This window comes from Rhizobium sp. IBUN (assembly GCF_000510625.1).
GTDB classification, from domain to species: domain Bacteria; phylum Pseudomonadota; class Alphaproteobacteria; order Rhizobiales; family Rhizobiaceae; genus Rhizobium; species Rhizobium altiplani.
Map to the genome: position 1 here is coordinate 1 of NZ_AZNV01000035.1, position 23,812 is coordinate 23,812.

General features: G+C 61.1%; 16 protein-coding genes and 1 riboswitch. Of the genes, 9 read left to right on the forward strand and 7 right to left on the reverse strand.

Annotated elements, in window-relative coordinates:
- Positions 1 to 215 (forward strand): hypothetical protein (locus RHIBUN_RS37130; protein ID WP_025661928.1); only part of this gene is annotated, 215 nt, incomplete at its 5' end.
- Between the two features lie 175 nt (positions 216 to 390).
- Here the strand turns inward: RHIBUN_RS37130 and RHIBUN_RS0124985 are convergent.
- The 3 genes from RHIBUN_RS0124985 to RHIBUN_RS0124995 all read right to left on the reverse strand — a co-directional run bounded on the left by RHIBUN_RS0124985 (position 391) and on the right by RHIBUN_RS0124995 (position 3,934).
- Positions 391 to 1,266 (reverse strand): hypothetical protein, encoded by an 876-nt coding sequence (locus tag RHIBUN_RS0124985; protein WP_025661667.1) that lies wholly within the window; start codon positions 1,264 to 1,266, stop codon positions 391 to 393.
- Between the two features lie 133 nt (positions 1,267 to 1,399).
- Positions 1,400 to 1,924: a DUF1003 domain-containing protein gene (locus tag RHIBUN_RS0124990; RefSeq protein WP_018854826.1), complete on the reverse strand. Its 525-nt coding sequence runs from the start codon at positions 1,922 to 1,924 to the stop codon at positions 1,400 to 1,402.
- Between the two features lie 81 nt (positions 1,925 to 2,005).
- Positions 2,006 to 3,934, reverse strand: coding sequence for an LTA synthase family protein (locus RHIBUN_RS0124995; RefSeq protein ID WP_025661668.1), 1,929 nt, complete (start codon positions 3,932 to 3,934; stop codon positions 2,006 to 2,008).
- A 217-nt stretch (positions 3,935 to 4,151) separates the two neighbouring features.
- Here RHIBUN_RS0124995 and RHIBUN_RS0125000 point away from each other — a divergent pair, with 217 nt between their 5' ends.
- Both RHIBUN_RS0125000 and bluB read left to right on the forward strand, forming a co-directional pair.
- A complete protein-coding gene (locus RHIBUN_RS0125000; RefSeq protein WP_025661669.1) occupies positions 4,152 to 4,985 on the forward strand; it encodes a TolB family protein in 834 nt (277 codons plus the stop codon).
- Positions 4,986 to 5,011: 26 nt separating this feature from the next.
- Positions 5,012 to 5,194, forward strand: a riboswitch (cobalamin riboswitch).
- A 39-nt stretch (positions 5,195 to 5,233) separates the two neighbouring features.
- A complete protein-coding gene (bluB, locus tag RHIBUN_RS0125005) occupies positions 5,234 to 5,923 on the forward strand; it encodes a 5,6-dimethylbenzimidazole synthase (RefSeq protein ID WP_025661670.1) in 690 nt (229 codons plus the stop codon).
- A gap of 6 nt (positions 5,924 to 5,929) precedes the next feature.
- Here the strand turns inward: bluB and RHIBUN_RS0125010 are convergent, their stop codons facing one another.
- On the reverse strand, positions 5,930 to 7,015 hold the full coding sequence (locus RHIBUN_RS0125010) for a DUF2865 domain-containing protein (RefSeq protein WP_025661671.1): 1,086 nt from the start codon (positions 7,013 to 7,015) through the stop codon (positions 5,930 to 5,932).
- Between the two features lie 122 nt (positions 7,016 to 7,137).
- Positions 7,138 to 9,450: an NADP-dependent malic enzyme gene (locus RHIBUN_RS0125015; RefSeq protein ID WP_025661672.1), complete on the reverse strand. Its 2,313-nt coding sequence runs from the start codon at positions 9,448 to 9,450 to the stop codon at positions 7,138 to 7,140.
- A gap of 227 nt (positions 9,451 to 9,677) precedes the next feature.
- Here RHIBUN_RS0125015 and RHIBUN_RS0125020 point away from each other — a divergent pair, with 227 nt between their 5' ends.
- The gene (locus RHIBUN_RS0125020; protein ID WP_082728551.1) at positions 9,678 to 10,502 is read left to right on the forward strand and encodes a UDP-2,3-diacylglucosamine diphosphatase; all 825 of its coding nucleotides are present in this window, start codon (positions 9,678 to 9,680) and stop codon (positions 10,500 to 10,502) included.
- A 163-nt stretch (positions 10,503 to 10,665) separates the two neighbouring features.
- Complete coding sequence (locus RHIBUN_RS0125025; protein WP_025661674.1) at positions 10,666 to 11,886, forward strand: MFS transporter; 1,221 nt, start codon at positions 10,666 to 10,668, stop codon at positions 11,884 to 11,886.
- Here RHIBUN_RS0125025 and dgcA read toward each other — a convergent pair.
- Positions 11,838 to 12,821, reverse strand: coding sequence for an N-acetyl-D-Glu racemase DgcA (gene dgcA, locus RHIBUN_RS0125030; RefSeq protein ID WP_025661675.1), 984 nt, complete (start codon positions 12,819 to 12,821; stop codon positions 11,838 to 11,840). The two genes, RHIBUN_RS0125025 and dgcA, sit on opposite strands and share 49 nt — an antisense overlap.
- Before the next feature lie 99 nt (positions 12,822 to 12,920).
- Here dgcA and RHIBUN_RS0125035 point away from each other — a divergent pair, with 99 nt between their 5' ends.
- The 4 genes from RHIBUN_RS0125035 to RHIBUN_RS0125050 are packed head-to-tail and all read left to right on the forward strand — an operon-like array spanning position 12,921 to position 16,956.
- The gene (locus RHIBUN_RS0125035) at positions 12,921 to 14,090 is read left to right on the forward strand and encodes an MlaE family lipid ABC transporter permease subunit (protein ID WP_025661676.1); all 1,170 of its coding nucleotides are present in this window, start codon (positions 12,921 to 12,923) and stop codon (positions 14,088 to 14,090) included.
- 9 nt (positions 14,091 to 14,099) lie between these two features.
- On the forward strand, positions 14,100 to 14,945 hold the full coding sequence (locus tag RHIBUN_RS0125040) for an ABC transporter ATP-binding protein (protein ID WP_037089011.1): 846 nt from the start codon (positions 14,100 to 14,102) through the stop codon (positions 14,943 to 14,945).
- A gap of 9 nt (positions 14,946 to 14,954) precedes the next feature.
- Positions 14,955 to 16,325: an MlaD family protein gene (locus RHIBUN_RS0125045; protein ID WP_018854837.1), complete on the forward strand. Its 1,371-nt coding sequence runs from the start codon at positions 14,955 to 14,957 to the stop codon at positions 16,323 to 16,325.
- A gap of 22 nt (positions 16,326 to 16,347) precedes the next feature.
- Positions 16,348 to 16,956, forward strand: coding sequence for an ABC-type transport auxiliary lipoprotein family protein (locus tag RHIBUN_RS0125050; protein ID WP_018854838.1), 609 nt, complete (start codon positions 16,348 to 16,350; stop codon positions 16,954 to 16,956).
- A 184-nt stretch (positions 16,957 to 17,140) separates the two neighbouring features.
- Here the strand turns inward: RHIBUN_RS0125050 and RHIBUN_RS0125055 are convergent, their stop codons facing one another.
- On the reverse strand, positions 17,141 to 23,350 hold the full coding sequence (locus tag RHIBUN_RS0125055; protein ID WP_025661678.1) for a membrane protein: 6,210 nt from the start codon (positions 23,348 to 23,350) through the stop codon (positions 17,141 to 17,143).
- Positions 23,351 to 23,812 lie beyond the last annotated feature (462 nt).

Below are 23,812 nucleotides of genomic sequence, written 5' to 3' on the forward strand. Positions count from 1 at the left end.
AGTGGATGCGCCATCGTGTGAGGGTAATCCAGCTCAAGCAATGGAAGCACGGCAGGACGATCTTTCGGGAAATGATGGCAAGGGGAGCGAAACCTGGGGTGGCCCAGCAAGTGGCAGCAAATGCCGGTCGCTGGTGGCGCAACAGCGGCAAGCTCCTTAACGCCACCCTCACCATTAGATGGGCTGACCAACTTGGAATGCCCAGGCTCGTCTAACCTCAATCTCTCGAACCGCCCGGTGCGGACCCGCATGCCGGGTGGTGTGGCAGGGGTGCGATCACATCGATCGTCCCCTATGCCGATTTATACGATGGTGGCGGGTGGCGCGCTCTGACTACCGCATCGGACGTTGGTCCGTATAAGTTCCGCATCGGCGGGATGCTCAATGGTGCTAGCGGATTTGGTCGGCCGCCCAGTGGATAGCGCTGTCTAATTCAGCAAACTTTGCGGATTGCCAGTGGAAATAGTCTTCGATGAATGTCTTGGAAAGCCATAGCGTGCCGAGGTTGCGCGGGTTTTCCCAGCCGAGCATGCCGTCCGTTTCTGCTTTCTTGAACATCCGTTTCAAGTTGGTGAGGGAGATGCCGAAGTCGCTCGCGATTTCGCTGATCGTCACGCCTTTCAGCAGAGTGCGATCATGCTCCCGCGCGTCGTCCGGCAGGCGGCTGATCAGATCGTGCAGCACGAGGCCGCCGACATCCGACCAGAGGAAATGCCCGATGCTGCTCGGTGGTTCTTTCCAGACCGGATCCTGGATAAGGGCACGCGCAGCGCGTGGCTGTGCGAGAAGGAAGTGTCGCGGGGTGTCAGCGGTCAGGCTTGCGCGATTGCCGCCGTCGAGTTGATCGAGGCAGGCCATATGGCCCTGGAACCAGGAGGCCATGGCCTCCTCGCTCGCCTCGGTCGTCTCGAGGCGACGCAGGCGCCGGTCGGGCGTTTCATCGGCAGCATCCCGCAGGAACTTATAGGCGATGAGTTCGGCAAGGAACGAGGCAGCCGTATTCTTGCTGGCGAGATCGAACTCCTTGGCGGCCTGCATCATGCGGCCGGCCGTGAGTCCCGAAAGCGGGTTGTCTCGGTCCCGTCCGGCGTGCATGGCAAAGAGCGTTTGCGTCAGCAGCCACTTTTGGTGCGAGGCGGCGAGGCGGGCAAGGCGAGGAGCTCGCTTGTGAATTCCGATAAGGTGGAGCGCGATCTGGCGTTCGATCGACAGAAACAGAGGGTGATGAAGGATTTCGTCGCGTGTATGCAGTCGGCCAGTGAGCATCGTATCGTATTGTCGGATCGGATTGGTTCCCGTTGCTCCTCCAACATTTGCGTCGGTGTTTCAATGCGGGACTTGGTTAGCGGATCGTTAATCGATTGTTATAGTTAAATTCAAGCGATCCCGGATCCTTCGATCAACTGGGCAGACGCTGGTTCAAACGCTCGATGTCTTCGCGCAATGCTGCAATTTCGGTGAGCACGCGCATGTCAATCTTCTGATGGAGGGATAGAACTTCCAGTTCTGCTTTGAGATTGACCTCATAGTCTTTTGCCGCCTCGAACCGATCGCGCTCCGCCTGGCGGTTTTGCGACATCATGATGATCGGAGCCTGGATCGCCGCCAGCATCGAAAGCACGAGATTGAGGAAAATGAACGGATAGGGATCGAAGGCGCGCGTCAGCAATACAATGGTGTTTACAACGCACCAGAAGACCAGGAAGAGCAGGAAAGCAATAATAAAGCTCCACGAGCCGCCAACACGCGCAATCGTATCTGCCAAGCGCTGGCCGGAGGAAGATTCGGCTTGAAGAGCGGCATTGATATCGGTCGAGATTATCTTGCGCTCGTGCGCCTTCGCGAGAACGCGCCTTTCGATCTCGCCGAGTTCGTCGGCCGGCTTGTCGAAGTGATGGTGGATGAGGTCCGATAGGTTATGCATGGCCGACTCCGAATGCTAGATCGCTCGGGCGCCAGTATTCCGTAATGTTTTCAAATTGCAATGCGGGCTTGTGCCGCTTTTCTATGTGCCTTGCGCATAGAGCCAGGCATGCTGCGGGAAGAACCGCTCGAGCGTCTGAGCCTTGCCGAACATGATGTCATGCTGGAGGTATCGATAGTCCCGGACGAGGGGATCGAGGTTCTTCGGCTTCAGGACCCAATCGGGAGATGCCGCGTTGTCGCGGGCGATGAGCTGATACCGGTCGATGACGCTGTACTTCTTCTGCACGCGGCCAAGGAAGCCCGTGTAGTAGGGATGCTCGAAGCCGGCGAACTTCAGGAGGTGGTACGGAAGCAATGAGGGGCTGATGGTGCCGACATCCTTCTTGCTGCCCTTCTTGTTCGACCAGATGACGAGCGGGGTCTCGTGTTCCTGCTTCATGACGCTCACTGATGCCTTGCGGGTGGCAACCTGGTCCGGCATGTAGCCGGTCGCCATGTAGACATTGCCGAGCGGGGGCAGGTGGTCGCCCCACAGCACGATGATCGTTTCGCGGTCGCGCTTTTCTGCCCAATCCATCAGCATCTTGAGGCTGTCGTCGGCTTCCTTGACACCCTGCGTATAGGTGCCAAGGGTGGCGCGGTCGGCATCGTTCAGGTTGCCCTTGATGTCGATAGTGTTGTGGGCGTAACGGTTCGGTTCGTAGGGGCCATGTCCCTGCAAGGTGACACCAAAGAAGAAGAACGGGCGATCCATGCCGTCAGCCTCGTTCATGATCTCCTTCATAAGCGACTCGTCCGAAGCGAAGATGCCTCGCTTTTCCATGGGAGGCAGGGTTTCTTCGGAGCGGAACTGCTCGAAGCCGAAGTCCTTGTAAACCTCGTTGCGATTCCAGAACCAGCCGCTGAACGGATGCAGCGACCGCGCCGCGTAACCTTCGCCACGGAAGAACGTGGCGAGCGAGGGAACATCACGACGGATGTATTGCTGGTAGGGAATGCTGCCGTATGGCAGGAAGGCGTTGGAGAAACCTGTCAGCGCCTCGAATTCGACATTGGCGGTCATGCCGCCAAACTCCGGCGAGAAGACATAGCCGGACTGCTCTGCACGGATCGTCGGCATAGGATCTGGCGACAGGCTCAGCGTCTTCAGGCGGGTCGGATCCCAGAATGACTCGCTCATCAGCATGATCACGTCAGGCTTTTCGCGTGGTCCGCTGAGGTAGCCGTAGTTGCGGCCGGGGATGGCGTCGAGCGCCTCTGTACCGAAGCCGACAGGCGCTGCCACGTCTGCCATCGGAATGTTGAAGATGAAGGCGAGGATGAAGCCGTTGCTCCGGTAGTTTTCCTTCTGGTCCCACATCATCGGAACCACCTGCAGGCGGTCACGGATGAAGGAATACTGGGAATAGTCCATCAAGGACCCGAAAGCCGCGATAACGGGCAGGCCGACGCAAAGCCGGCGGACGCGAGAGGCCCTTGGGAGCTTCGGGAAGTTGCGCCAGGCGAAGCGCCAGAAGATGACAATCGCGGTAGCGGAAAGGACAATGCCGACAAGCATTGCAACGGCCGTCCAGGGGCGGTCGCGCACCATCACAGGGAGCAGTTCCATGATCTGCCGCCCGAAAAGGACGTCCGATGGATAAAGCGGGTCCGAAAGGTAGTGCTGCTTCTGGTTGGATACGATGGCGGGGACGATCACAAGCGGAAGAACGATCAGCGCCGAAATGAACCGCCGGCCCAGGACTGCATCGAGCGACAGCATCAGGACAGTCAACATCACAACCGTCGTCATCCCCGGACGCACAGGCGATGTCAGGAATTCGCGGACGTCGGCCAACCCATCGCGGGCAATGATCTCGACAGTGGCGGTGGCAAGGAGCGCAAGCAGGGCACAAAAAGCAACGCTGAGTGCGGTGCGTAGCGCGGGCGACCGAGCGCTTCCCCCGAAATCGGTGGAAAGCGACGCAAAACGCGCTGCCGCTGCAGACCTCATTACCAACGCGATCAACTGGAAAACTCCGACGTCATAAAAGCTTCGTCGAACTGTCACATCTTCGTCATGAACGCTAGATGAACCGCTAGGTTTCCCGCATTTGTGATCGGTGGATAAAACGCCCATCACGCAGGAGCTACCTCCAGAGCAGATTCTCGGTCAGGCGCATTTGCTTGTGCTGAGTGGCGAGCCGTCGTAGGTCTGGCGGATTCGATGCTCAGGAGGATTCAGATTGCGCAGTTCCGTTGAGATCTACAACATCAGGACAGGCGAGGCGCGCGTCGTCTGGCAAACCACGCAACTCGTTGAGGCGCCGAACTTTTCGCCGGATGGGACCTATCTACTGTTGAACGGCGACGGACTCCTCTACCGTCTCGCACTTGATGGTTCGAGCAAGGTCGGCAAGGTCGATACCGGCTTTGCGACGACCTGCAACAACGACCACGGTATTTCGCCCGATGGCCGCCAGATCGTCATCTCCGACAAAACCGAGTTCGGGAAGTCGACGATTTATGTGCTGCCGGCCGAAGGTGGTACGCCGCGGCTGGTGACGCAAAATCGGCCATCCTATTGGCACGGCTGGTCGCCCGACGGGAAGCAACTCGCCTATTGTGGCATCCGCAACGATTTGTTCGATATCTACACGATCTCCGTTGACGGCGGCGAAGAAAAGCGGCTGACCCACGGCGAGGGACGCAATGACGGGCCGGACTATTCCGCCGACGGTCAATGGATCTACTTCAATTCTAGCCGCACCGGCCTCATGCAAATCTGGCGAATCCATCCCGATGGGACCGGTCTCGAGCAGGTCACCAGTGACAACTATGGGAACTGGTTTGCCCATCCGTCGCCCAACAACGACAAGGTTCTGATCCTTTCTTACGATCCTGATGTGTTCGACCATCCACGCGATCTCGATGTTCGCCTGCGGCTGATGGACATGGATGGCGGAAACCTGACGACGCTCTTCGATCTCTTCGGCGGGCAGGGAACGATCAACGTGCCCAACTGGTCGCCGTCAGGTGATGAGTTCGCCTACGTGCGCTACTTTCCCGTCTCGGATTAAGGGATTGCGTCGGCCAGGGTTTATAGGCATAGACGCGTCCGTCGGGTGCCCGCCGCAGGCGGGAGAATCGGGAATTCGGTGAAAGACCGAAACGTGCCCAACGCTGTAAGGCTGACGGCTGCCGCAAAGAGCCACTGGTCCAGTACCGGGAAGGCGCGGCAGTCGGATGACGCCAAGTCAGAAGACCGGCCCGACATCATAGACTGACCCGCGTGGACGGCGGGCGGTTGTGTTGTTGGGGATTGACGATGCGACCAGACCATTCAGGCTCCCTGTCGGGAGCCGCAGCCTTTTCGACTGAGGAACGCGACGCCGTCTACAGGGCGATTTCGACGCGACGCGACGTGCGTTCCGAGTTTCTCCCGGATGCCATACCGGACGATGTCGTCAAAAGGCTTCTGACGGCCGCACATCACGCGCCGTCCGTTGGGTTCATGCAGCCCTGGAATTTCATCCTGGTGCGCGATGACAAGGTGAAGGAGGCCGCGTGGCAGGCCTTCGATCGCGCCAACCGCGAGGCGGGCGAGATGTTTGAAGGCGGGCGGCAACAGCTCTACCGGTCACTGAAGCTTGAGGGCATCCGCACCGCACCGCTCAGCATCTGCGTGACCTGCGATCCGCATCGCTGCGGCGATGTCGTTCTTGGCAGGACGCACAATCGGCGAATGGATTCCTACTCCACGGTCTGTGCCGTGCAGAATCTGTGGCTCGCCGCCCGAGCCGAAGGCGTGGGGGTCGGCTGGGTGAGCATCTTTCACGAGTCCGACATCAAGGACATCCTCGGTGTTCCTGATCGGGTCGAGATCGTTGCCTGGCTCTGCGTCGGCTATGTCGACCGGCTCTATGACCAGCCGGAACTCGCCGTCAAAGGATGGCGCCAGCGATTGCTGCTGGAGGAACTGGTGTTTACGGATCGCTGGGACAATCCAGCGGACTGAGGGCGGCTATTGCTGCCGCGGCTGAGGGCCCGGCTTTGCCGGATGCTTGAGGTCGATTGTGCCTTGGTCGCCGGCCAAGAACTGCGGACCGATCTGGCGCACCTTGTTGGTCGCCGGATCATATGGCCTGTCCGGCACCTGAGGCTGCGGTGCAGCCGGGGCGGCGACCTTGCTCGCTGGCTCGGGCTTCTTGGTTTCGATCGTAGTGATCGATCCTTGTTGCGGCGGTTCGCTGATCGATTGGCTTTTTCGCATCCGTTCATAGTAGGCGTTGAGGTCGCAGCTGCAGGATGATTTTTCGCCGGGTTTGCGGTTCTTGTAGGCGAAAGCGTTCGGCATCGCGCTGTAAGGAGCGCCCGTTGCCGCCGATATCATCTGTGAAGTCTCAGTGCTGGAGACGTCATGATAAAAGAGCTCGGTGTCGATGCCGGGACACATCTTCGAGCAGGTGTCGGCATCGCGGGCGAAGTCCTGCGAGGTTGCATTCGAGCTTAACGGAAAAAAGCCACCGTCGCAGGTGCGCACACAGACGGTATTGAGATGAGAGGGCGTCGACATGCCGGGGAGACCGTAGCGGCGTTGGCCGGGATCGCCACCCGGCGGTACGAAGGTGTCGTTTCGCAGCGCCTGATCTTCAATGCTTGGAGGCGGTGCATATCCATCGCCGCTGTCGGCGGGCCACTGTTCCTCGTTGCAGCCATTGTCATCGAGCGCCGCAAGAAGCTCGTTTCGCGTGCGGACATCCTCGCTTTGGCCACGCAGCTCGTCGCGCCGCTGCTGCAGATAACGGATGTTGTCGACCATTTTGCTCTCCGCGCGCTCAAGCTCCCCGCAATAGCCGTCATCGTCGCCGATCACGACCATGCTGCCGCTTGTGCAGCCGTTCTGACGGAGATCGCTGCGGACCTTGCGAAGCTCAAAGTTCTGTTCGGCGATGGCGCTGGCGAATTTGCGCACCTCGGGCGTGCTGCCGATGATTTGCGGCAGATCGGCAAGGCGGGCACGCAGGTCTCCGCAGATCGCCGGCACCTGGGCGTGGGCCGGGCCGATCAACACAAGTGCGGCTGCGAATGACAGAATCCAGCGGTTCAAGGCATCGTCCCATCGGTGAGCAGGTCGTAAGGCGCGGCGTCCTGCCGCGCCTCCATTGCTAGCCCGTTTGTCTTAACAGGCTGCAGTCGGAATCTTAGCGCATTTTCTCGATCGGCCGCAAATCACGCCGGCTGTGAAGCCTCGACGACGGCGAGGGCAGCCATGTTGACGACACCGCGGGAGGTCACCGAGGGCGCCAGGATGTGCGCCGGCAGCGCAGCGCCCAGCAGGATCGGCCCTACATGCAAGCCGTCGATCATCGATTTCACGACGCCGAGGGTGATGTTCGCCGAATCCAGGTTCGGGAAGACCAGCAGGTTCGCTTCGTCATGCAGGGTCGTGTCGGGCATGACGCGCTTGCGCAGGGCGTCGGAGATCGCGCTCTCGCCATGCATCTCGCCGTCGACTTCAAGCTCCGGGGCTGCTTCGCGAACGAGCTTGAGAGCAGCACGCATCTTCGTCGCGCTCTCGGATTCACGCGAGCCGAAATTCGAGTGGGAAACGAGGGCCACGCGCGGCGTAATGCCGAAGCGCTTGATTTCCTCGGCGGCGAGAACCGCGGACTCGGCGATTTCTTCCGCAGTCGGATTGAAGGTGACGTAGGTGTCCGTGAAGAACGTGGCTCCGCGCTGCGAGATCAGCAGGCTGAGTGCCGAGAAGTCGCAGACGTCATGCCGCTTGCCGATGATCTGGCGAACGTCGCGCAGATGCTTCTCGTAACGGCCTTCTAGGCCGCAGATCAGCGCGTCGGCTTCGCCGCGCTTCAGCGCCAGCGCGCCGATGACGGTCGTGTTGGTACGAACGATCGTGCGGGCGGCCTCCGGAATGACGCCGCGACGCCCGACCAGCGAGAAGTAGAGATCGACATATTCGCGGAAGCGCGGATCGTCTTCCGGGTTGATGACGTCGAAATCCGAAAGCGGGCGGATGCGCAGGCCGTAGCGCTGGAGGCGCGTTTCGATGACCTGCGGGCGGCCGATCAGGATCGGTTCGGCAATGCCTTCTTCCAGCAGCACCTGCGCGGCGCGCAGCACACGTTCATCCTCACCCTCCGAGAAGATGACCCTCTTGCGCTCGGCATTCTTCGCCGCAGCAAAGATCGGTTTCATGATGAAGCCGGAACGGAAGACGAAACGGTTGAGCTGGTCGAGATAGGCGTCGAAATCGGTGATCGGACGCAGGGCGACACCGCTTTCGGCGGCAGCCTTCGCGACCGCCGGGGCGATCCGCAGGATCAGGCGCGGGTCGAAGGGCGAAGGGATCAGGTAGTTCGGGCCGAAGACCGGCGTTTCGCCCGAATAGGCGCGGGCGGCGACGTCGGACGGCTCCTCGCGCGCAAGTGCGGCGATGGCGCGCACGGCAGCCATCTTCATTTCTTCGTTGATGGTGACCGCGCCGCAATCCAAAGCACCCCGGAAGATGTAGGGGAAGCAAAGAACATTGTTCACCTGGTTCGGGAAGTCGGAGCGACCGGTGCAGATCATTGCATCGGGGCGGGCAGCGCGGGCGAGATCGGGCATGATCTCCGGCGTCGGATTGGCGAGCGCCATGATCAGCGGGTTTTCGGCCATCTGCGCCAGCAGTTCCGGCTTCAGCACGCCGGCGGCAGACAAGCCAAGGAATACGTCGGCGCCACCGATGTTTTCCGCAAGCGTGCGCGTGTCGCTCTTTTGGGAGTAGACGCTCTTCCACTCGTCCATCAACTCTGTACGGCCTTCGTAGACCAGGCCTTCGATGTCGTGGACCCAGATATTCTCGCGTTTGGCGCCCAGCGTGACGAGGAGGTTGAGGCAGGCGAGGGCAGCGGCACCCGCGCCCGAAGCGACGATCTTGACCTCGTCGATCTTCTTGTTGGCCAGTTCCAGGCCATTGAGGATCGCCGCAGCGACGATGATGGCCGTGCCATGCTGGTCGTCATGGAAAACCGGGATCTTCATGGTCTCGCGGAGGCGGCGCTCGATCTCGAAACATTCCGGCGCCTTGATGTCCTCGAGATTGATGCCGCCGAAGGTCGGCTCGAGCGAGGCGACGGTCGAGACCATCTGATCGACACTCGTTGCATCGACCTCGATATCGAAGACATCGATGTTGGCAAACTTCTTGAAGAGGACGGCCTTACCCTCCATGACCGGCTTTGATGCCAGCGGACCGATATTGCCGAGGCCGAGAACGGCCGTACCGTTTGAAATGACCGCTACGAGATTTGCGCGCGAGGTATAGTCGGCGGCCGTCTCGGGATTGTCGCGGATGGCGAGACAGGGTGCTGCGACGCCGGGGGAATAGGCCAGCGCCAGGTCGCGCTGGTTGCCGAGCGGCTTGATTGCCTGGATTTCAAGCTTGCCCGGACGCGGATAGCGATGGAAGTAGAGCGCCTGCTCGTCGAGGCTTCCACCTGCCAAATTCTTTTCCGTCTTGGACTTTTCGTGATGATCCATCATCGCCTCCGGCTGCCGCATGCTGTCTTTGAACTGCCTTCAATACATCAAACGGGATGGTCGAACAGTCGGAATTTCCGTTCGAAATGCGAAAACAGCGCAAATCTGCCGTGACGGGAGCGCAGGTCTGTAGAGACCGGGAAAATCGGGCGTGACAACCGGATGTCATCTTCTTGAAACACGACTCTGGTTTTGGATGGTCGGGTGAACCATGGGACACGAGCAGGATGCTTGTGAGGGACAATATGGATACGCGGCACTTCCGTACGCTTTTCATTTCCGATGTGCATCTCGGCTCCAAGGCCGCGAAGGTGGACTTCCTGTTGGATTTTCTCAAGCATCACGAGGCGGATACCATCGTCCTCGTCGGCGATATCATCGATGGCTGGCGACTGAAGCGTAGCTGGTACTGGCCGCAGGATTGCAACGACGTGGTCCAGAAGCTGCTGCGCAAGGCGCGGAAGGGCACGCGGGTGATTTATATCCCCGGCAATCACGACGAATTCCTTCGTGACTTTCCAGGCACCCATTTCGGTGGCATCGAGGTTGCCGAGCGCATCATGCACGATGCGGCCGACGGCAAGAAGTACCTCGTGCTGCATGGCGACGAGTTCGACGTCGTGGTGCGCAACGCCCGCCTGCTCGCCTATCTCGGCGACTGGGCATACGACATGGCGATCATGATCAATATTGGCCTAGCAGCAATCCGTCGCCGGATGGGGATGCCGTACTGGTCGTTTTCCGCATGGGCCAAGCTTCAGGTGAAGCATGCAGTCAACTTCATCGGCGAGTTCCAGCGCGTCGTTGCCGACGAAGCCCGTAAGCACGGTGCGGACGGCGTGATTTGTGGCCACATTCATCACGCTGTCATGGAAGACATGGATGGGATCCGTTACATCAACACTGGAGACTGGGTCGAAAGCTGTACGGCGATCGCCGAGCATCAAGACGGCGCCTTTGAATTGATCGAATGGCGTTCCATGAGCGGTACGCAGGCGGTCCCGATGGCGATCGGTCATCGCGAAAAGGACGTCGCCCCGCAAGCCGCTTAGGCGCAATCTCCCAAGCCAGCAATTCAATGCATCAGTTTAGCCCGTTGTGTCTTTGCGACAGGCCCTATTTATTTTTTTAAACGTTTCAATCGGGCAATTTCTTGCCATAGTCGCCCTTAGGTTGACGTGATAGGCAGCGTTCAGTTTCCTGCAGGTCCACCTAATGATTCCCGCTCAAAACCCTCAGACAGGCGAGGGCGCCCCGCCGCGCTTTCGGCTTCTCAGTGCCCTGTCTTACTGCGCGCCCCTGCTCGTCAATGGCGTTGCGTTGCCATTCTTTCCGATGTGGCTTGCACAGCACGAATTCAACGACCACGAGATCGGCGTCGTCCTCGCGGTGCCGATGGTCGTGCGCGTGCTCGTCGCCCCGATCGTGGCGATGTATGCCGACCGGATGAGGGAGCGAGCGGATGTGCTGCTGTTTTCCGGAGTCCTGTCGCTGCTGACAGCCATCGCGCTCTACTGGACGAACACATTCTGGCCGGTGCTGATCGTCTACACGATCCAGGGAGCGACCTTTGCCTGTTATGTCCCGGTTGTCGAATCGATCGTGATCTCCGGAGTGCGGCGCTGGGGTCTGGATTACGGCTCCATGCGGGTATGGGGGTCGGTAGCGTTCATCGTCTCCACTCTGATCGGCGGGCAGCTGATCGGGCATTGGGGTGGCGAGATGGTGTTGCCGGTCATGACCTTTGGCTTTGTTATGACTGTTGTGATGGCTATCTATTGTCCCCGGATCGGCCCGACGCGCAGGCGCGGGATACCTGTCGATATCTCGGCTGCAACGGGGAGTTCTCTGCGCCAGCCCCATTTGTTGGCGTTGCTGATCGGGGTCGCAATCCAGCAGTCGAGCCACGCGGTGCTGCAGGCCTTCGCATCCCTCTACTGGCGAGAACTCGGCTTTTCCGGCACCGAGATCGCCGTTTTGTGGAGTGCTGGTGTTGCGGCCGAAGTGACCGTCTTCTTTCTTTCCCGCCGGCTGAACCGCCGGTTCAGCGCCTGGACGCTAATTCGGTTCGGGGCGGCTGTCAGCGTGTGTCGTTGGATTCTGTTCCCGATGCATTGGGGGTTCTGGGGCTTCTTCCTGCTTCAGTGCATGCATTCCTGCACCTATGCGTTCGTGCATACGGGCGTGCAGACACGTATCGTCGCCTCAGTGCAGGAGACGCAGGAATCGTCGGCGCAGGGCGCGTATTTCTTCTACAACGGCATGTTCATGGGGCTGATGACCATCGCCTCCGGTTACATCTACGCTTGGCTCGGCCTCGCAAGCTACTACGTGATGGCACTCGTCGCCCTGACCGGTCTCGGGCTGGTTATCGCGGCTTACTATCTTCAGCCCCAGAGCGTCGGTTCCGGCGGGAAAACGAGAGAGGCCGTATAACGCAGTCCCGGTTCGCGGTCGCGAGCAAGCAGCAGCGGTCCATCGAGGTCGACGAACTCGGCGTCCTGGGCCAGCAGCACGGCTGGCGCCATTGCCAGCGACGTGCCGACCATGCAGCCGACCATGATCTTGAAATCAAGGCGTTGCGCCTCTTTCTTCATCACAAGCGCCTCCGTGAGGCCACCCGTTTTGTCGAGCTTGATATTGATCGCGTCGTAGCGGTCGCGAAGGCTGGCGAGGTCCCCGGTATGGTGGACGCTTTCATCCGCGCAAACGAGGACGGGACGACGGATCTCCGCCAGAAATTCGTCCTTGCCGGCCGGCAGCGGCTGTTCGACCAAGGCGACGCCCATCTCGGCAGCGATGCGCAGATGATGCACAAGCGTTTCGTCAGGCCAGCCCTCATTGGCATCGAGGATGATCGCCGCATTGGGCGCTGCCTCGCGAACCGCGCGGATACGGCTTTCGTCATCGCCGGTGCCGACCTTGACCTTCAGGAGGGCCCGATCGGCGTTTGCGCGCGCCTGTGCAGCCATGACGTCAGGTTCGCCGAGCGAGATCGTGAAGGCGGTCGTCAGCGGCTGCGGCCGCGCCAGGCCCAGCGCCATGATCACGGTTTCGCCCGAACTCTTGGCTTCCAGATCCCAGAGGGCGCAGTCAACGACATTGCGCGCGGCGCCGGGAGGCATAGCTCGCTGAAGTTCCTTTCGCGTCAGGCCGGCTTCAATCAACGGCTTTGCCGCTTCGATCTGTGCTGCCACGCTTTCCATGGTCTCGCCATAGCGGCGATAGGGAACGCATTCGCCTCGGCCGGCAAACCCGTTTTTCCGGATTATGCAGAGGATCACGTCTGCCGACGTTTTGGCGCCCCGCGAGATCGTGAATGTGCCCGCTATGGGGAAGGAATCCGTCCGAATTTCAAGTGACCGTGGCATATTTGCAATCCTGCGCGCATGGAAATTTGGTGCGGCTTGGGTATATTGATCCGAAGCGGCGAGCCGTTAGTTCGCGAGTCGGCAATGTCGCCGTAAGCCTTGAAAGACACAAGCGTTTTGAAGTCCGAAACCCGTAACGCCGCCTCACTGCATGTGGACGACCAGAGCCATGGCGCGGGTCAGTTCGTTCATATCGAAGGGAACTGGCGAAGCGCCAACCTGCATCTCGTTTTGCGTGACTTCGACAAGCTTACCGCCGGCCGAAGCGGCGAGGTGACACTCGACCTGTCAGGCGTGACCGATATCGACACTGCGGGCGTCTGGCTGCTCTGCCGGCTGAAGAAGCAGGTGGAAGGCGCCGGTGGGATCGTGCGCTTCGAAGGCAGTAACACCCATATCGACGAGATGATCGCGGAGTTTTCCGAGGAACCGCCGCAGCCCGAGCAGGAGCCGCAGCCAAGCGCAAGCTGGCCGGAGCGGATCTTCGCACCGATCGGCAAGATCACCTCCGAGCTCTGGAACAACCTCGCGGCCGCGATGTATATCCTCGGCTCCGCTGTCCGCGGCGCGCAAATGAAATTCGGGCGAGGCAGCGGCGTATCGCCGGCGTCGATCGTCAACCAGATCGACCACATGGGCGTGCGCGCGGTGCCGATCATATTGCTGATGTCGTTTCTGATTGGTGCGATCATCGCGCAGCAGGGCGCCTTTCAGCTCCGCTATTTTGGCGCCGAAGTCTTCGTCGTCGATCTCGTCGGTATCCTGCAGCTTCGAGAAATCGGTGTGCTTCTCACCGCCATCATGATTGCCGGCCGCTCGGGCAGCGCCATCACGGCTGAAATCGGCTCGATGAAGATGCGCGAGGAAGTGGACGCATTGAAGGTCATGGGGCTCAATCCCGTGGGCGTGCTGATTTTCCCGCGCCTAGTTGCCCTTACGGTGGCGCTGCCGCTGTTGACGGTCATCGCGAACTTTGCCTCGCTCGCCGGCGCAGCCGTGGTCGCCTGGGCCTATTCCGGCATCACCTTCGCCAACTTCGTCTCCCGCCTGCATGAGGCGATCACGCTGTCGACGGTGCTGTCCGGGATGATCAAGGCGCCGTTCATGGCGCTGGTTATCGGTATCGTTGCGGCGGTCGAGGGCTTAAAGGTAGGCGGCAGCGCCGAGTCGCTTGGCCAGCACGTGACCGCGGCGGTAGTGAAGGCGATCTTTGTCGTTATCCTCATGGACGGGCTTTTTGCCATGTTCTATGCGGCCATCAATTTCTAAGGATTGTACGTGGACGGGCAGCATACAGAGACCGGAAACAACGAGGGGCGAGATGTCGTGCTATCAGCGCGCGGCGTGACCGTCGCATTCGGGTCGAAGGTTGTTCTCGACCATCTGGATCTGGATATCTATCGCGGCGAAATTCTCGGTTTTGTCGGAGCGTCGGGAACGGGCAAGTCGGTCTTGATGCGGACGGTGCTTCGGTTGCTGCCGCGGCGCTCTGGAACGATCAAGATTCTCGGTCAGGACTTCGATGAGTTGGACGAGCCGCAGCGCAACGCGCTCGACATGCGGCTCGGTGTGCTGTTCCAGCAGGGGGCGCTGTTTTCCTCGCTGACCGTCCGGGAGAACATCCAGGTTCCAATGCGCGAGTATCTGGACCTGCCCCAGTCGCTGATGGACGAACTCGCGCAGCTCAAGATCCGCCTCGTCGGGCTTGCGGCTGATGCCGCCGACAAATACCCGTCGGAGCTTTCGGGCGGGATGATCAAGCGTGCTGCGCTGGCACGCGCGCTTGCGCTCGATCCGGAATTGGTCTTCCTTGACGAGCCAACGTCGGGCCTCGACCCGATCGGTGCCGCGGAGTTCGACGAGCTCATCGCAAGGCTCAGGGACACCCTCGGCCTGACCGTCTACATGGTCACGCACGACCTCGACAGTCTCTTCTCGGTCTGTGACCGGATTGCGGTGCTTGGCAAGAAGCGGGTATTGGTCGAGGGAACGATCGACGACATGCTGGCCTGCGACGATCCCTGGGTTCAGGCTTATTTCAAGGGCAAGCGGGCGCGTTCGGTCGTGCCGCAGCGTGGCCACGCAGGCAAGGACAGCCTGGCGCAAGATAGCCGCGGGAAGTGAGCGGATACGATGGAAACAAAAGCGAACTACACGATTGTCGGCTTTTTCACGGTGCTCGTTATCGCGGCGGCGTTCGGTTTCGTCTACTGGATGGCGGAATATGGGCGCGGTGGGCCGATGGCCGAACTGATCGTCCGGATTCCCGGCTCCGCGAACGGCTTGAGCGTCGGCTCGCCGGTGCGGTTCAACGGCATTCAGGTCGGTTCGGTCAAGTCGCTGTCCATCGATGCCGACGATCCCAGTTTCTCACTGGCGTTCACCGAGGTGCGGGTCGACGCGCCTATCTATCCCTCGACGAAAGCCATCCTTGAAATCCAGGGTCTGACGGGTGCTGCCTATATCGAACTTTCGGGCGGGAGGATCGGCGAAAAGAACATCCTTCAACAGTCCCTCGAGACCGGAAAGCGAGCGGTCATCGTCGCGGATCAGTCGAGTGTCACGAATCTTCTGGCGACGGCAGACAAGATTCTTGACAGAGCGAACGATGCTGTCGGGCAGATTCAGGGCTTTGTGACGGATGCACGCGGGCCGCTGACGAAGACATTGCAGAATGCCGAGACCTTCTCCGATGCACTGGCCAAGAACTCAGGCAACATCGACTCGTTCCTGCAGAGTGTCGGCCAACTCTCCGAGACCGTGCGTAAGGTCTCGGGTCGTGTCGACTCGACGCTGGAAGCGGTCGAGGCCCTTGTGAAGGCCGTCGACGCGAAGAAGATCGACACCATTCTCAGCAATGCCGAGAAAGTCAGCCGCGACGTCGCCGATGCTTCGGGCAACTTCAAGGGAGCGATCCAGAAGTTCCAGGAAACGGCGACGACCTACAACGACCTCGGCAAGAAGGCGCAGGCGACGCTCGATCGAGTAGATACGTTGGTCGCGCAGATCGACCCGGCGAAGGTCAAGGGATCCGTCGACGATATCTCCCAGGCGACAAAGGACGCACGCACCGCAGTCGCTTCGATCAAGGACGTCGCGAACACTGTTTCGGCTCGGCAGAAGGACATCGACCAGACGATCCAGAATGTTTCGCAGATGGCGAACAAGCTGAACGCGGCGTCCACACGTGTCGACGGCATTCTGATCAAGCTGGACGCGCTGCTCGGTACGGACAATACGCAGTCGCTTTTTGCGCAGGCGCGTGACACGCTCACCTCATTCAAGAAGGTCGCCGACAATCTGAATTCGCGCATCGGTCCTATTGCGGACAACTTGCAGAAATTTTCCAGCGGTGGGCTGCGCGATGTGCAGTCGCTCATCAACGACACGCGCTCCACCGTGCAAAACCTCAACGATGCGATCGGCAATTTTGACCGCAATCCGCAGCGGCTGATCTTCGGTGGGGATACCGTAAAGCAATATGACGGCCGGACGCGGCGTTAATAGGGATATTAGGGGAGCGCATATGGCCGTATCGGATCTGTTGCAGCGTCGTTCGTGGCTATCGACGACCGCGATTACGCTGCCGCTATTGGCGGGTCTGGCAGGCTGTGGGACGGCTGCCAGGAACGACACCTACGACCTCTCCGCGTCGGTGACTGGCAGTGGGCCGGCGGCCAGGGGCCGGCAGATCCTGGTGCAGCAGCCAACTGCGTTGCGGGCGATCGACAGCGAACAGATTGTCATTCGGGTGGCGCCGTCGCAGATACAGTACCTTTCCAAGGCGCAATGGGGCGACAAGCTGCCGCGCATGGTTCAGGCAAAGCTCGTCGAAGCCTACGAGAACTCAGGCAAGCTCGGCGGCGTCGGCGTGCCGGGGCAGGGACTGGCGATCGACTATCAGCTCGTGACCGATATCCGCGCTTTCGAGATCGACACGACCGGTGGCAGCCACGCGGTCGTCGAGATTTCGGCCAAGATCGTGAACGACCGGAATGGCACCGTGAGAACCCAGAAAGTGTTCAGACAAGCGGTGCCGGCCAATGGGTCCAACGACGGTCTTGTGAAGGGTCTCGATCGCGCGTTCGCGAGCGTGACGGCTGAGATCGTGAACTGGACCCTCCAGTCGATCTGATCGAGGGCGCCGGCAATGCACCACAAGGTGCCTGCTGGCGCGTGCCGGCCTAGCGCGATGGCGTAACACGATCCACCGTCCACGACCCGACCCGACCTTTCGCAGAGAGCGACGTCAGGACAATCGCCCGAGATGAAAATGGCCGCCTCTTGGGCGGCCATTTCATTTGTTCCTTGAGTGTGGCTTAGCCCAGTCGCCCTGCGGCGTGAGCAAGCATCGTATAGACCTTGCCGGTATCCGAGGTCAGATAGGACTGCGTGATCGTCTTGTCGCGATCGCCGCGGGAAACATCAGAAAGGAGCTTCTCGAAATCGGCGATATAACGATCGACGGCGGTGCGGAACTCCGGCTCGCGATCATACTTGCGCTTGATCTCGTCGAAGGTCTGCTGGCCCTTCAGCGTGTAGAGGCGGCGCGTAAAGACGTCCCGTTCGCCACGCTGGTAACGACGCCACAGATCGACCGAAGCGTCATGATCGATTGCACGCGCGATATCTACCGAAAGCGAGTTCAGCGATTCGACGACGTGGCGCGGATTGCGGCTATCGGCCGTGCGGGCAGGTGCCGCCGCGGCAGCCTCGGCGCGTGGGGCTGGGTGCCGTGCTGGAGCTTCCTCGGCGGTCTCATCGCGCGATGCACCACGCAGGAGGTCGCTGATCCAGCCGCCGCTTGCCGGGGGAGCGGCAACGGGGGCGCGCTGCGGCGTTGCGGCTGCAGGCGTCAGGGAGCCACGCAGACCGAGGTTCTCGATCGGCGAGGGTGTTGCTGCCGGAGCCGGGGCGGGGGCTGCGGGAGGGGTGGGTTGGGGCGCCTGCTGGGTAACGGCCGGCTGAGCCGGGCGTGGCGCAGGCTGAGGCTGAGGCTGAGCAATGGCCCGCGGCGCAGGCTCGGAGATCTCCAGTTGCTGCGTCGAGCGGCCAACGATGTGCGAGATGTCCTGCAAAGCCTTGATCTGCTCGGCAACGGCGCGGCGCATGGCAGCAGCGCTTTCCTTGGCCTCTTCCGGAAGATCGAATGCACCGCGTTTCAATTCGCTGCGGGTCATGTCGAGTTCCTTGCGGATATCGCCGGCCGAGCGGCGGATCTCCTCGGTGGCGCCGGAGAAGCGGGATACTGCCTCCTCGACTGCCTCGCGAAGCGACTCGCGCATGGTCTGGGCAGCGCCGTCGGATGCACGACCTGCCTCGCCCAGCATACGCTCGACTTCCGACAGGGAGGCCGTCAGGCCGCCACGCAAGCGGCTGGAAAGCTCGCTGGAGCGACGTTCGGCGTTGCCGAAGGCGCCGTCGATTGTGGCATTGGCGTCTTCGCCGGCCTTGACGATCGCAGCGCGCATCGTTGAGGCGGCTTCCTCAGCCCGCTTTTCGGTTTCGGAAAGAACGCGGCCGATGTCGGAGAACGAGGATTGCACGCTTTCGCGCAGCGTTCCGCTGACCTGGTTGGAGCGCTGTTCGGCGCGGTCGAATGCGGATTCGACCATGCCGCCCAGGGCACGCATCGTCCGTTCGATTTCCTCGGAGCGCTGGACAAGTCCCACGGAAAGGTTCTGGAGGGCGCTTTCGCGATCCTCGAGCGTTGACACGAGGTTGGATTGAGCGGCTGCCAGCAGGCCGGATGCCTGGCTGAGCACCTTGGAGTGTTCGTCGAACCGGCCGATGATACCGCCGACCTGGGCAAGCGTCTGGCCCGAAATGTCCGAGAGGCGGTCGACCTTGCCTTCGAGCAGGCGCGTCGAGGCAGACACCATTTCGGCGGCCTTCTGGGCAGACTCGGTGAAGCGCGACGTCGTATCGCCGAGGCGGCCATCCACTGCCGCGAGATTTTCGGCGGCACGGCTCATCACCTGGCCCATAGCTGAGCTGTTGTCCGACAGGCGTTCGATCAGCTTGTTGACGTTGGCAAGCAGGCTGTTTTCCATCGCGTCGACGGCCGAGGATGCGCTTTCGGTCCGTGCCGTGATTGCGTTGACGAGCGCCTCATTCTCACTGCGCAGGCGCTCGGTGCTGCGTTCGGTCGCTGTCGTAATGCGCGCGGCGGCGTCCTTACCTGCTTCGGCATAGCGGTCGATCAGCGGTCGCGCCGTCTCCTCGAGAATGCGCGACAGCTCCGTGGAACGACCGGACAGCATCGAATTGAGCTCGCGGGTGCGATCGTCGAGCGTCGAGCGGATGGCGTCGCCACGCGCCTCGAGCGCCTTTTCGACATTGGTCAGCGTCGAGTCGATTTCGCGCGTGCGATCCTCGAGGTTCGAACGGATTGCATTGCCACGTGCTTCCAGAGCACGTTCGACGTCTGCCATGGTTGAGGTAATTTCCTGACTTGCGTCGGAAATCGTCGTGCGGATACCGGCACCATGGTTTTCGAAAGTCGCTTGGGCGTCGCCGAGGGCGCGGGAAATGGCGCCAACCTGGCCACTGACGAGGGTCTCGGCTTCGGCGACCTTCTTGATAATGGCATTGCCGGCTTCCGAGAAAGTCTGGGCAACGGCCGCTGCCTGGCCGGCCAAACGGTTCTGGGCGTCGGAGACGCGGCCGACGATCTGCTCGGAACGCTCTTCGATCGTGCGGGCGAACTCGTTGCTCTTGGCGTCGAGGCCTTCGGCAAACTGCTGGCCGGTGCGGCCTAGGTTTTCGGCGGCGCGGGCTGCTTCGTCGTCGATGCCCTTCGTCGTCTCGGCGACGGCGCTGCGCAGCGAAGCCGCGAGCCCGGCAGCCTTACCTTCGATCGTGCGATTGACGGCGTCGAGGCCGACTGTGAGGGCCCGGTCCATCGTGGACAGGCGCTCCTCGATGCGGACGCTGCCGCGTTCCATCGCCTCGTCGATGCTGACCGTACGGGAGTCGATCTCCGAGGTGAGGTTGGCGGTGCGGCGATCGATCGTTTCGGTAAACTTCGTGGCGCTGCCGTTGATCGCCGCAGCGATACGGTTCGTTGCGTCTTCGCCGAGCGTTCCGAGGCGGGAAATGCCGTCGGACAAAGTGCTGGAGAGGCGACCGCCAGCGGCGTCGACCTGCTCGGCCACGCCGCCGACGCCGTCACGGATGCGGTTTTCGAGGGCGGCAAGGCCGGCCTCGACGCGCGAGCCGGTTTCCGCAAAGCGGCCCGTCATGCCCTCGATCGACTGGTCGAGCTGTGAAGAGAAGGTCTCTGCCGAACGTGAGATCTCGCCAGCAGCCTCCTGGAAACGGCCGGCAATGTGACCGGTGCTGTCGCGCAGGCGGTCTTCCAGGGCCCGGCCACTGTTGTCGATCGCCTGGCGAAGCGAGACTTCATGGTCTTCCAGGGACATTTCCAGCATGCCGACGCTGGTGGCAATCGAGGCGCTGATCGTCGTCGCCTGATCGGAGAGCGTATCGCTGATACGGCTGTGGGCGTCGGTGAGGGCGAGGTTGATAGCCTGCTCGCGATCGGCCAGCGTCGAACGGATGCGTTCATGGGCCGAGTCCAAGCCGCTTTCGATACGCGTAGCGGCATTGCCGGTCAGGGCTTCGAAACGATCATGCGCAGCCGCAAGACCGCCTTCGATGCGGGCGGCAGCGTCGCCGTGCAGTGTTTCCAATTTCTGATGCGCATTGCTGAGGTTGTATTCGATGCGGGCCGCGGCGCTGCCAGCCAGCTGCTCGATCCGATCGCTGCCGCTCGACAGCGTGCCGGCAAGCGTCGATGCGTGTTCGTTCAGGGAACGCTCGAGGCGCTCCTGGCTTTCCGTGTAGGCGCTGCGGATGGCGTCCGACTTGTCGACGAGGGCGCCGGCAACCCGGGACTCGGCGCCGGCCACGGTGTCGAGCAAGGCGTTGGTGCGGGCTTCCAGTGCATCGTCAAAACGGCTCTGGCTTTCTCCGAAGGAGATCGCGAGCGCCATGGCCTTCTCGTCCAGCGTATCCGAGAGGCGGTCCTGGACCGTAGCAATCGAATTCGCGATGGTATCGACGCGCCGGGCAAGCGCCTCGTCGATGCGGCTATGACCTTCGTTCAGCGATACCGTAAGCGCCATGACACGGTCATCAAGCGCCTCGGTGATCCGGTCGTGCCCGCCGGCAAGCGAGTTGCTGATCGTTTCGGCGTGATGGCCGAGCGTGTCTTCAATGCGCGACTGGCCTTCGTTGAGGGAGATGGCGAGGGCCATTGCCTTGTCATCAAGAGTATCGGCGAGCTTCTCATGGCCGCTGGCGATCGAAGCGGCAATCGCTTCCGCACGCTTGGCGATCGCATCCTCGAAGCGGTTCTGACTCTCATCCAGCGAGATGGCCAGCGTCATGGCCTTGTCGTCGAGTGCGTCCGCAAGGCGCTCATGGCTGCCCGAGACGGCGCTGATGATTGCGTCCGAGCGGCTTGCCAGGGTGCTCTCAAAGCGGTCGTGGCTGTCGGCAAGGGCGGCAGTCAGCGCGCCTCCGCGATCGGTCATCACGCCGTCGATCCGCTCATGCGCGGAATCGAGCGCGTGCGTGATATCGGCAGCGCGCTTGGAGATCATCGTGTTCAGATCGTCGGCGCGGCCGAAGGCCGAAGTAATTTGCTCGGTGCCCGCGGAGACGGCCGAGCTGAGATCGGAGGTCGTGGACAGCAATGTTTCTCGGAACTCTGTCGCGCGTGCGGAGAGATTATTGTGGAGTTCCGAGGTGCCCGACGCAAGCGCCAGGGAGATTTCGGACGTGGCGTGGCTCAACGCCGAGGTCATGCCTGTCGTGTGGGTATGGATAGCCTCGGTGACCTCGGAGACCTTGCCTGCCAGCGAGGTTTCCATAACTTCCTGGCTGGTCGCGAGGGCAGTGGCCAGTGCGAACGATTGATCGGTCAGCGACGCGCCAAGGCGTTCGATGCTCGAGCTCAAAATGCCGTTCAGCGACTCCGAACCGCCGGTCATGGTGTCGTTGATGCGGTTGAGGCTCTCCATGAGCTTCGTGTCGAGCGAGCCGGCACGCTTGTCGAAGGCATTGGCGAATTCCGCGACGCGCTCATCGAACGAGGTCGAGAGCTGCGCGACAGTCGCTTGCAGCCGTTCGTCAAAGAAGCCGGAACGAAGGTCGAGATCCATGATGGTGTCGTCGACGCTCGACTGCAGGCTCTGGCGGAAGGTCGAACCCTTCTCGTCGAGCGCGCTGTTGAGCTTGGAGAGAACGTCATCAAGCGTGGTGCTGATCGTGCGCTCGCCACCGGTCAGGCTCTCGTTGATCTCGCGGGTGCGGGCGATCAGGATTTCGTTCAACTGGCGGGCACGGTCGTTCAGCGCGGCGTTCAGCTTCTCGGCGTTGCTGTCCATCGTGGACGCACGCGTCTCGAACTGCCGAAGGACAAGCTCTCCATGCTCGCTCAGGCTCGACGCCAGGGTATCCAGCCGCGTGTCGAATTCGTTGGTGAGTGCGAATCCGGAGGAGGTGAGCGTTTGCAGCAGTGAATCCGTCTTTGCCGCAAGCAGCGTGCCGAGCGACTGGATGGCCGATTCCGACTTTTCGGTGATCGCCGCGGCGCGCGTGTCGATCATCGAGGCGAATGCTTCGCCCGAGGTCGCAAGGCGTATCGCGATCTCTTCCGTGGCAAGAGAGAGGTCTTCCTTGAGCTGATCATGCACGCCCGAGATCGACGTGCGGATGCGCTCAGCGTGGTTGACGATCGCTTCGCGCTCCGACCCGAGTTCATGGACGAGGCCGCGCACGCGCAATTCATTGTCGGCGTAGCTGCGCTCGAGGGCGTTGACCTCGGAGTGGACGAGGGTTTCAAGCTCCGAAGCGCGTGCGATGGTGCGTTCGATGCCTTCGTTCATCGCCGAGACTTCGCGGCGAACGGCCTGGCCGACCGTCATGATGCGTTCGGAAGCGACGGTCTCGGGCTCGGAGAGGCGAAGCGCAACTTCGGCCATGGAGCGTGCTGCGTTGCGCATGTCCTGGGCGCGCGCCATCATGACGGCAAAGGCATAGAACAGCAACACCGGCACGATGATGCCGATGAGGCCGGCAACAATGCCCGGAAGAGCCAAAAGATCGGCGATCGAGCGGATCTGCCAGATCTGCGGCGAATAGAGCAGGGCCATGAGGCCGAGACCGCCGACGATCCAAAGCAGCGACACGATGGTTGCGTTGCGAACAGCCGATCGGCTGGAGCCGGTCTCCAGGGACTTGAGAAGCGTAGCCGGCGATATGCGGTTGGCGTCGTTGGCGGCGAAGGACGGGGCGCGAGACGGCTGCTCGGGCTGGCGAGGCGTATTGGCGGGGCGCACGCGCTCCTTGGAGCCTTGTTGATTGCGGGCACTCGGTGTTTCGGACAATTTGGCCTCCGGGGCGTCGGTCTTGCCGTTGCGAGACAGCGTATCGTCTTCTCCGAAGTCGATCTGGAGCGCCTCGTCCAATGCCTTGAACGCCTTGTCCTCGATCGATTCGCTGTACTTGTTGTTCGCCATTTACGTTACGCCTCGTTACATCCCAGCCGGTTCAACAACGCCTCGGGCTTCCCGCGGAGCCCGCACAAAACCTTAGCCTCTGAGCCCGCCCGTCGACATTGCCGAGGACGGATAAGCATATCATTTCAGAGTGGATAGCTGCTTTTTCATACAGACGGTATCAAAACATTACCATTATCCACTTGGCGAGCAAAGGCAGGTACCGGAAAGCTCGCCCAGTAGTATCGTAGTGACACATCCGGGACTGCTAGACAATTAACGCAACCGCTCAAATTCCCGGATAATAAGGTCTTGTTAACATCATTTAATAAAAGCGGGCCTTTGAAACCAAAGCGTTAGAGACGTTTAGCTGGCGTTAACCATACCTCAAGAAATCCGCCCTGAATGTGCCGGAATTTAACGCGATGGCCACTCGGTGCCCGCACTTTTGTGGAAAGTCGGCATGGACGACGGAGGATTGGC

Coding starts and splice junctions, on each gene's coding strand:
- RHIBUN_RS0124985 (WP_025661667.1), bottom strand. CDS start 1,266: ATGCTCACTGGCCGACTGCATACACGCGACGAAATCCTTCATCACCCT.
- RHIBUN_RS0124990 (WP_018854826.1), bottom strand. CDS start 1,924: ATGCATAACCTATCGGACCTCATCCACCATCACTTCGACAAGCCGGCC.
- bluB (WP_025661670.1), top strand. CDS start 5,234: ATGCGACCAGACCATTCAGGCTCCCTGTCGGGAGCCGCAGCCTTTTCG.
- RHIBUN_RS0125015 (WP_025661672.1), bottom strand. CDS start 9,450: ATGGATCATCACGAAAAGTCCAAGACGGAAAAGAATTTGGCAGGTGGA.
- RHIBUN_RS0125020 (WP_082728551.1), top strand. CDS start 9,678: ATGCTTGTGAGGGACAATATGGATACGCGGCACTTCCGTACGCTTTTC.
- RHIBUN_RS0125025 (WP_025661674.1), top strand. CDS start 10,666: ATGATTCCCGCTCAAAACCCTCAGACAGGCGAGGGCGCCCCGCCGCGC.
- dgcA (WP_025661675.1), bottom strand. CDS start 12,821: ATGCCACGGTCACTTGAAATTCGGACGGATTCCTTCCCCATAGCGGGC.
- RHIBUN_RS0125045 (WP_018854837.1), top strand. CDS start 14,955: ATGGAAACAAAAGCGAACTACACGATTGTCGGCTTTTTCACGGTGCTC.
- RHIBUN_RS0125050 (WP_018854838.1), top strand. CDS start 16,348: ATGGCCGTATCGGATCTGTTGCAGCGTCGTTCGTGGCTATCGACGACC.
- RHIBUN_RS0125055 (WP_025661678.1), bottom strand. CDS start 23,350: ATGGCGAACAACAAGTACAGCGAATCGATCGAGGACAAGGCGTTCAAG.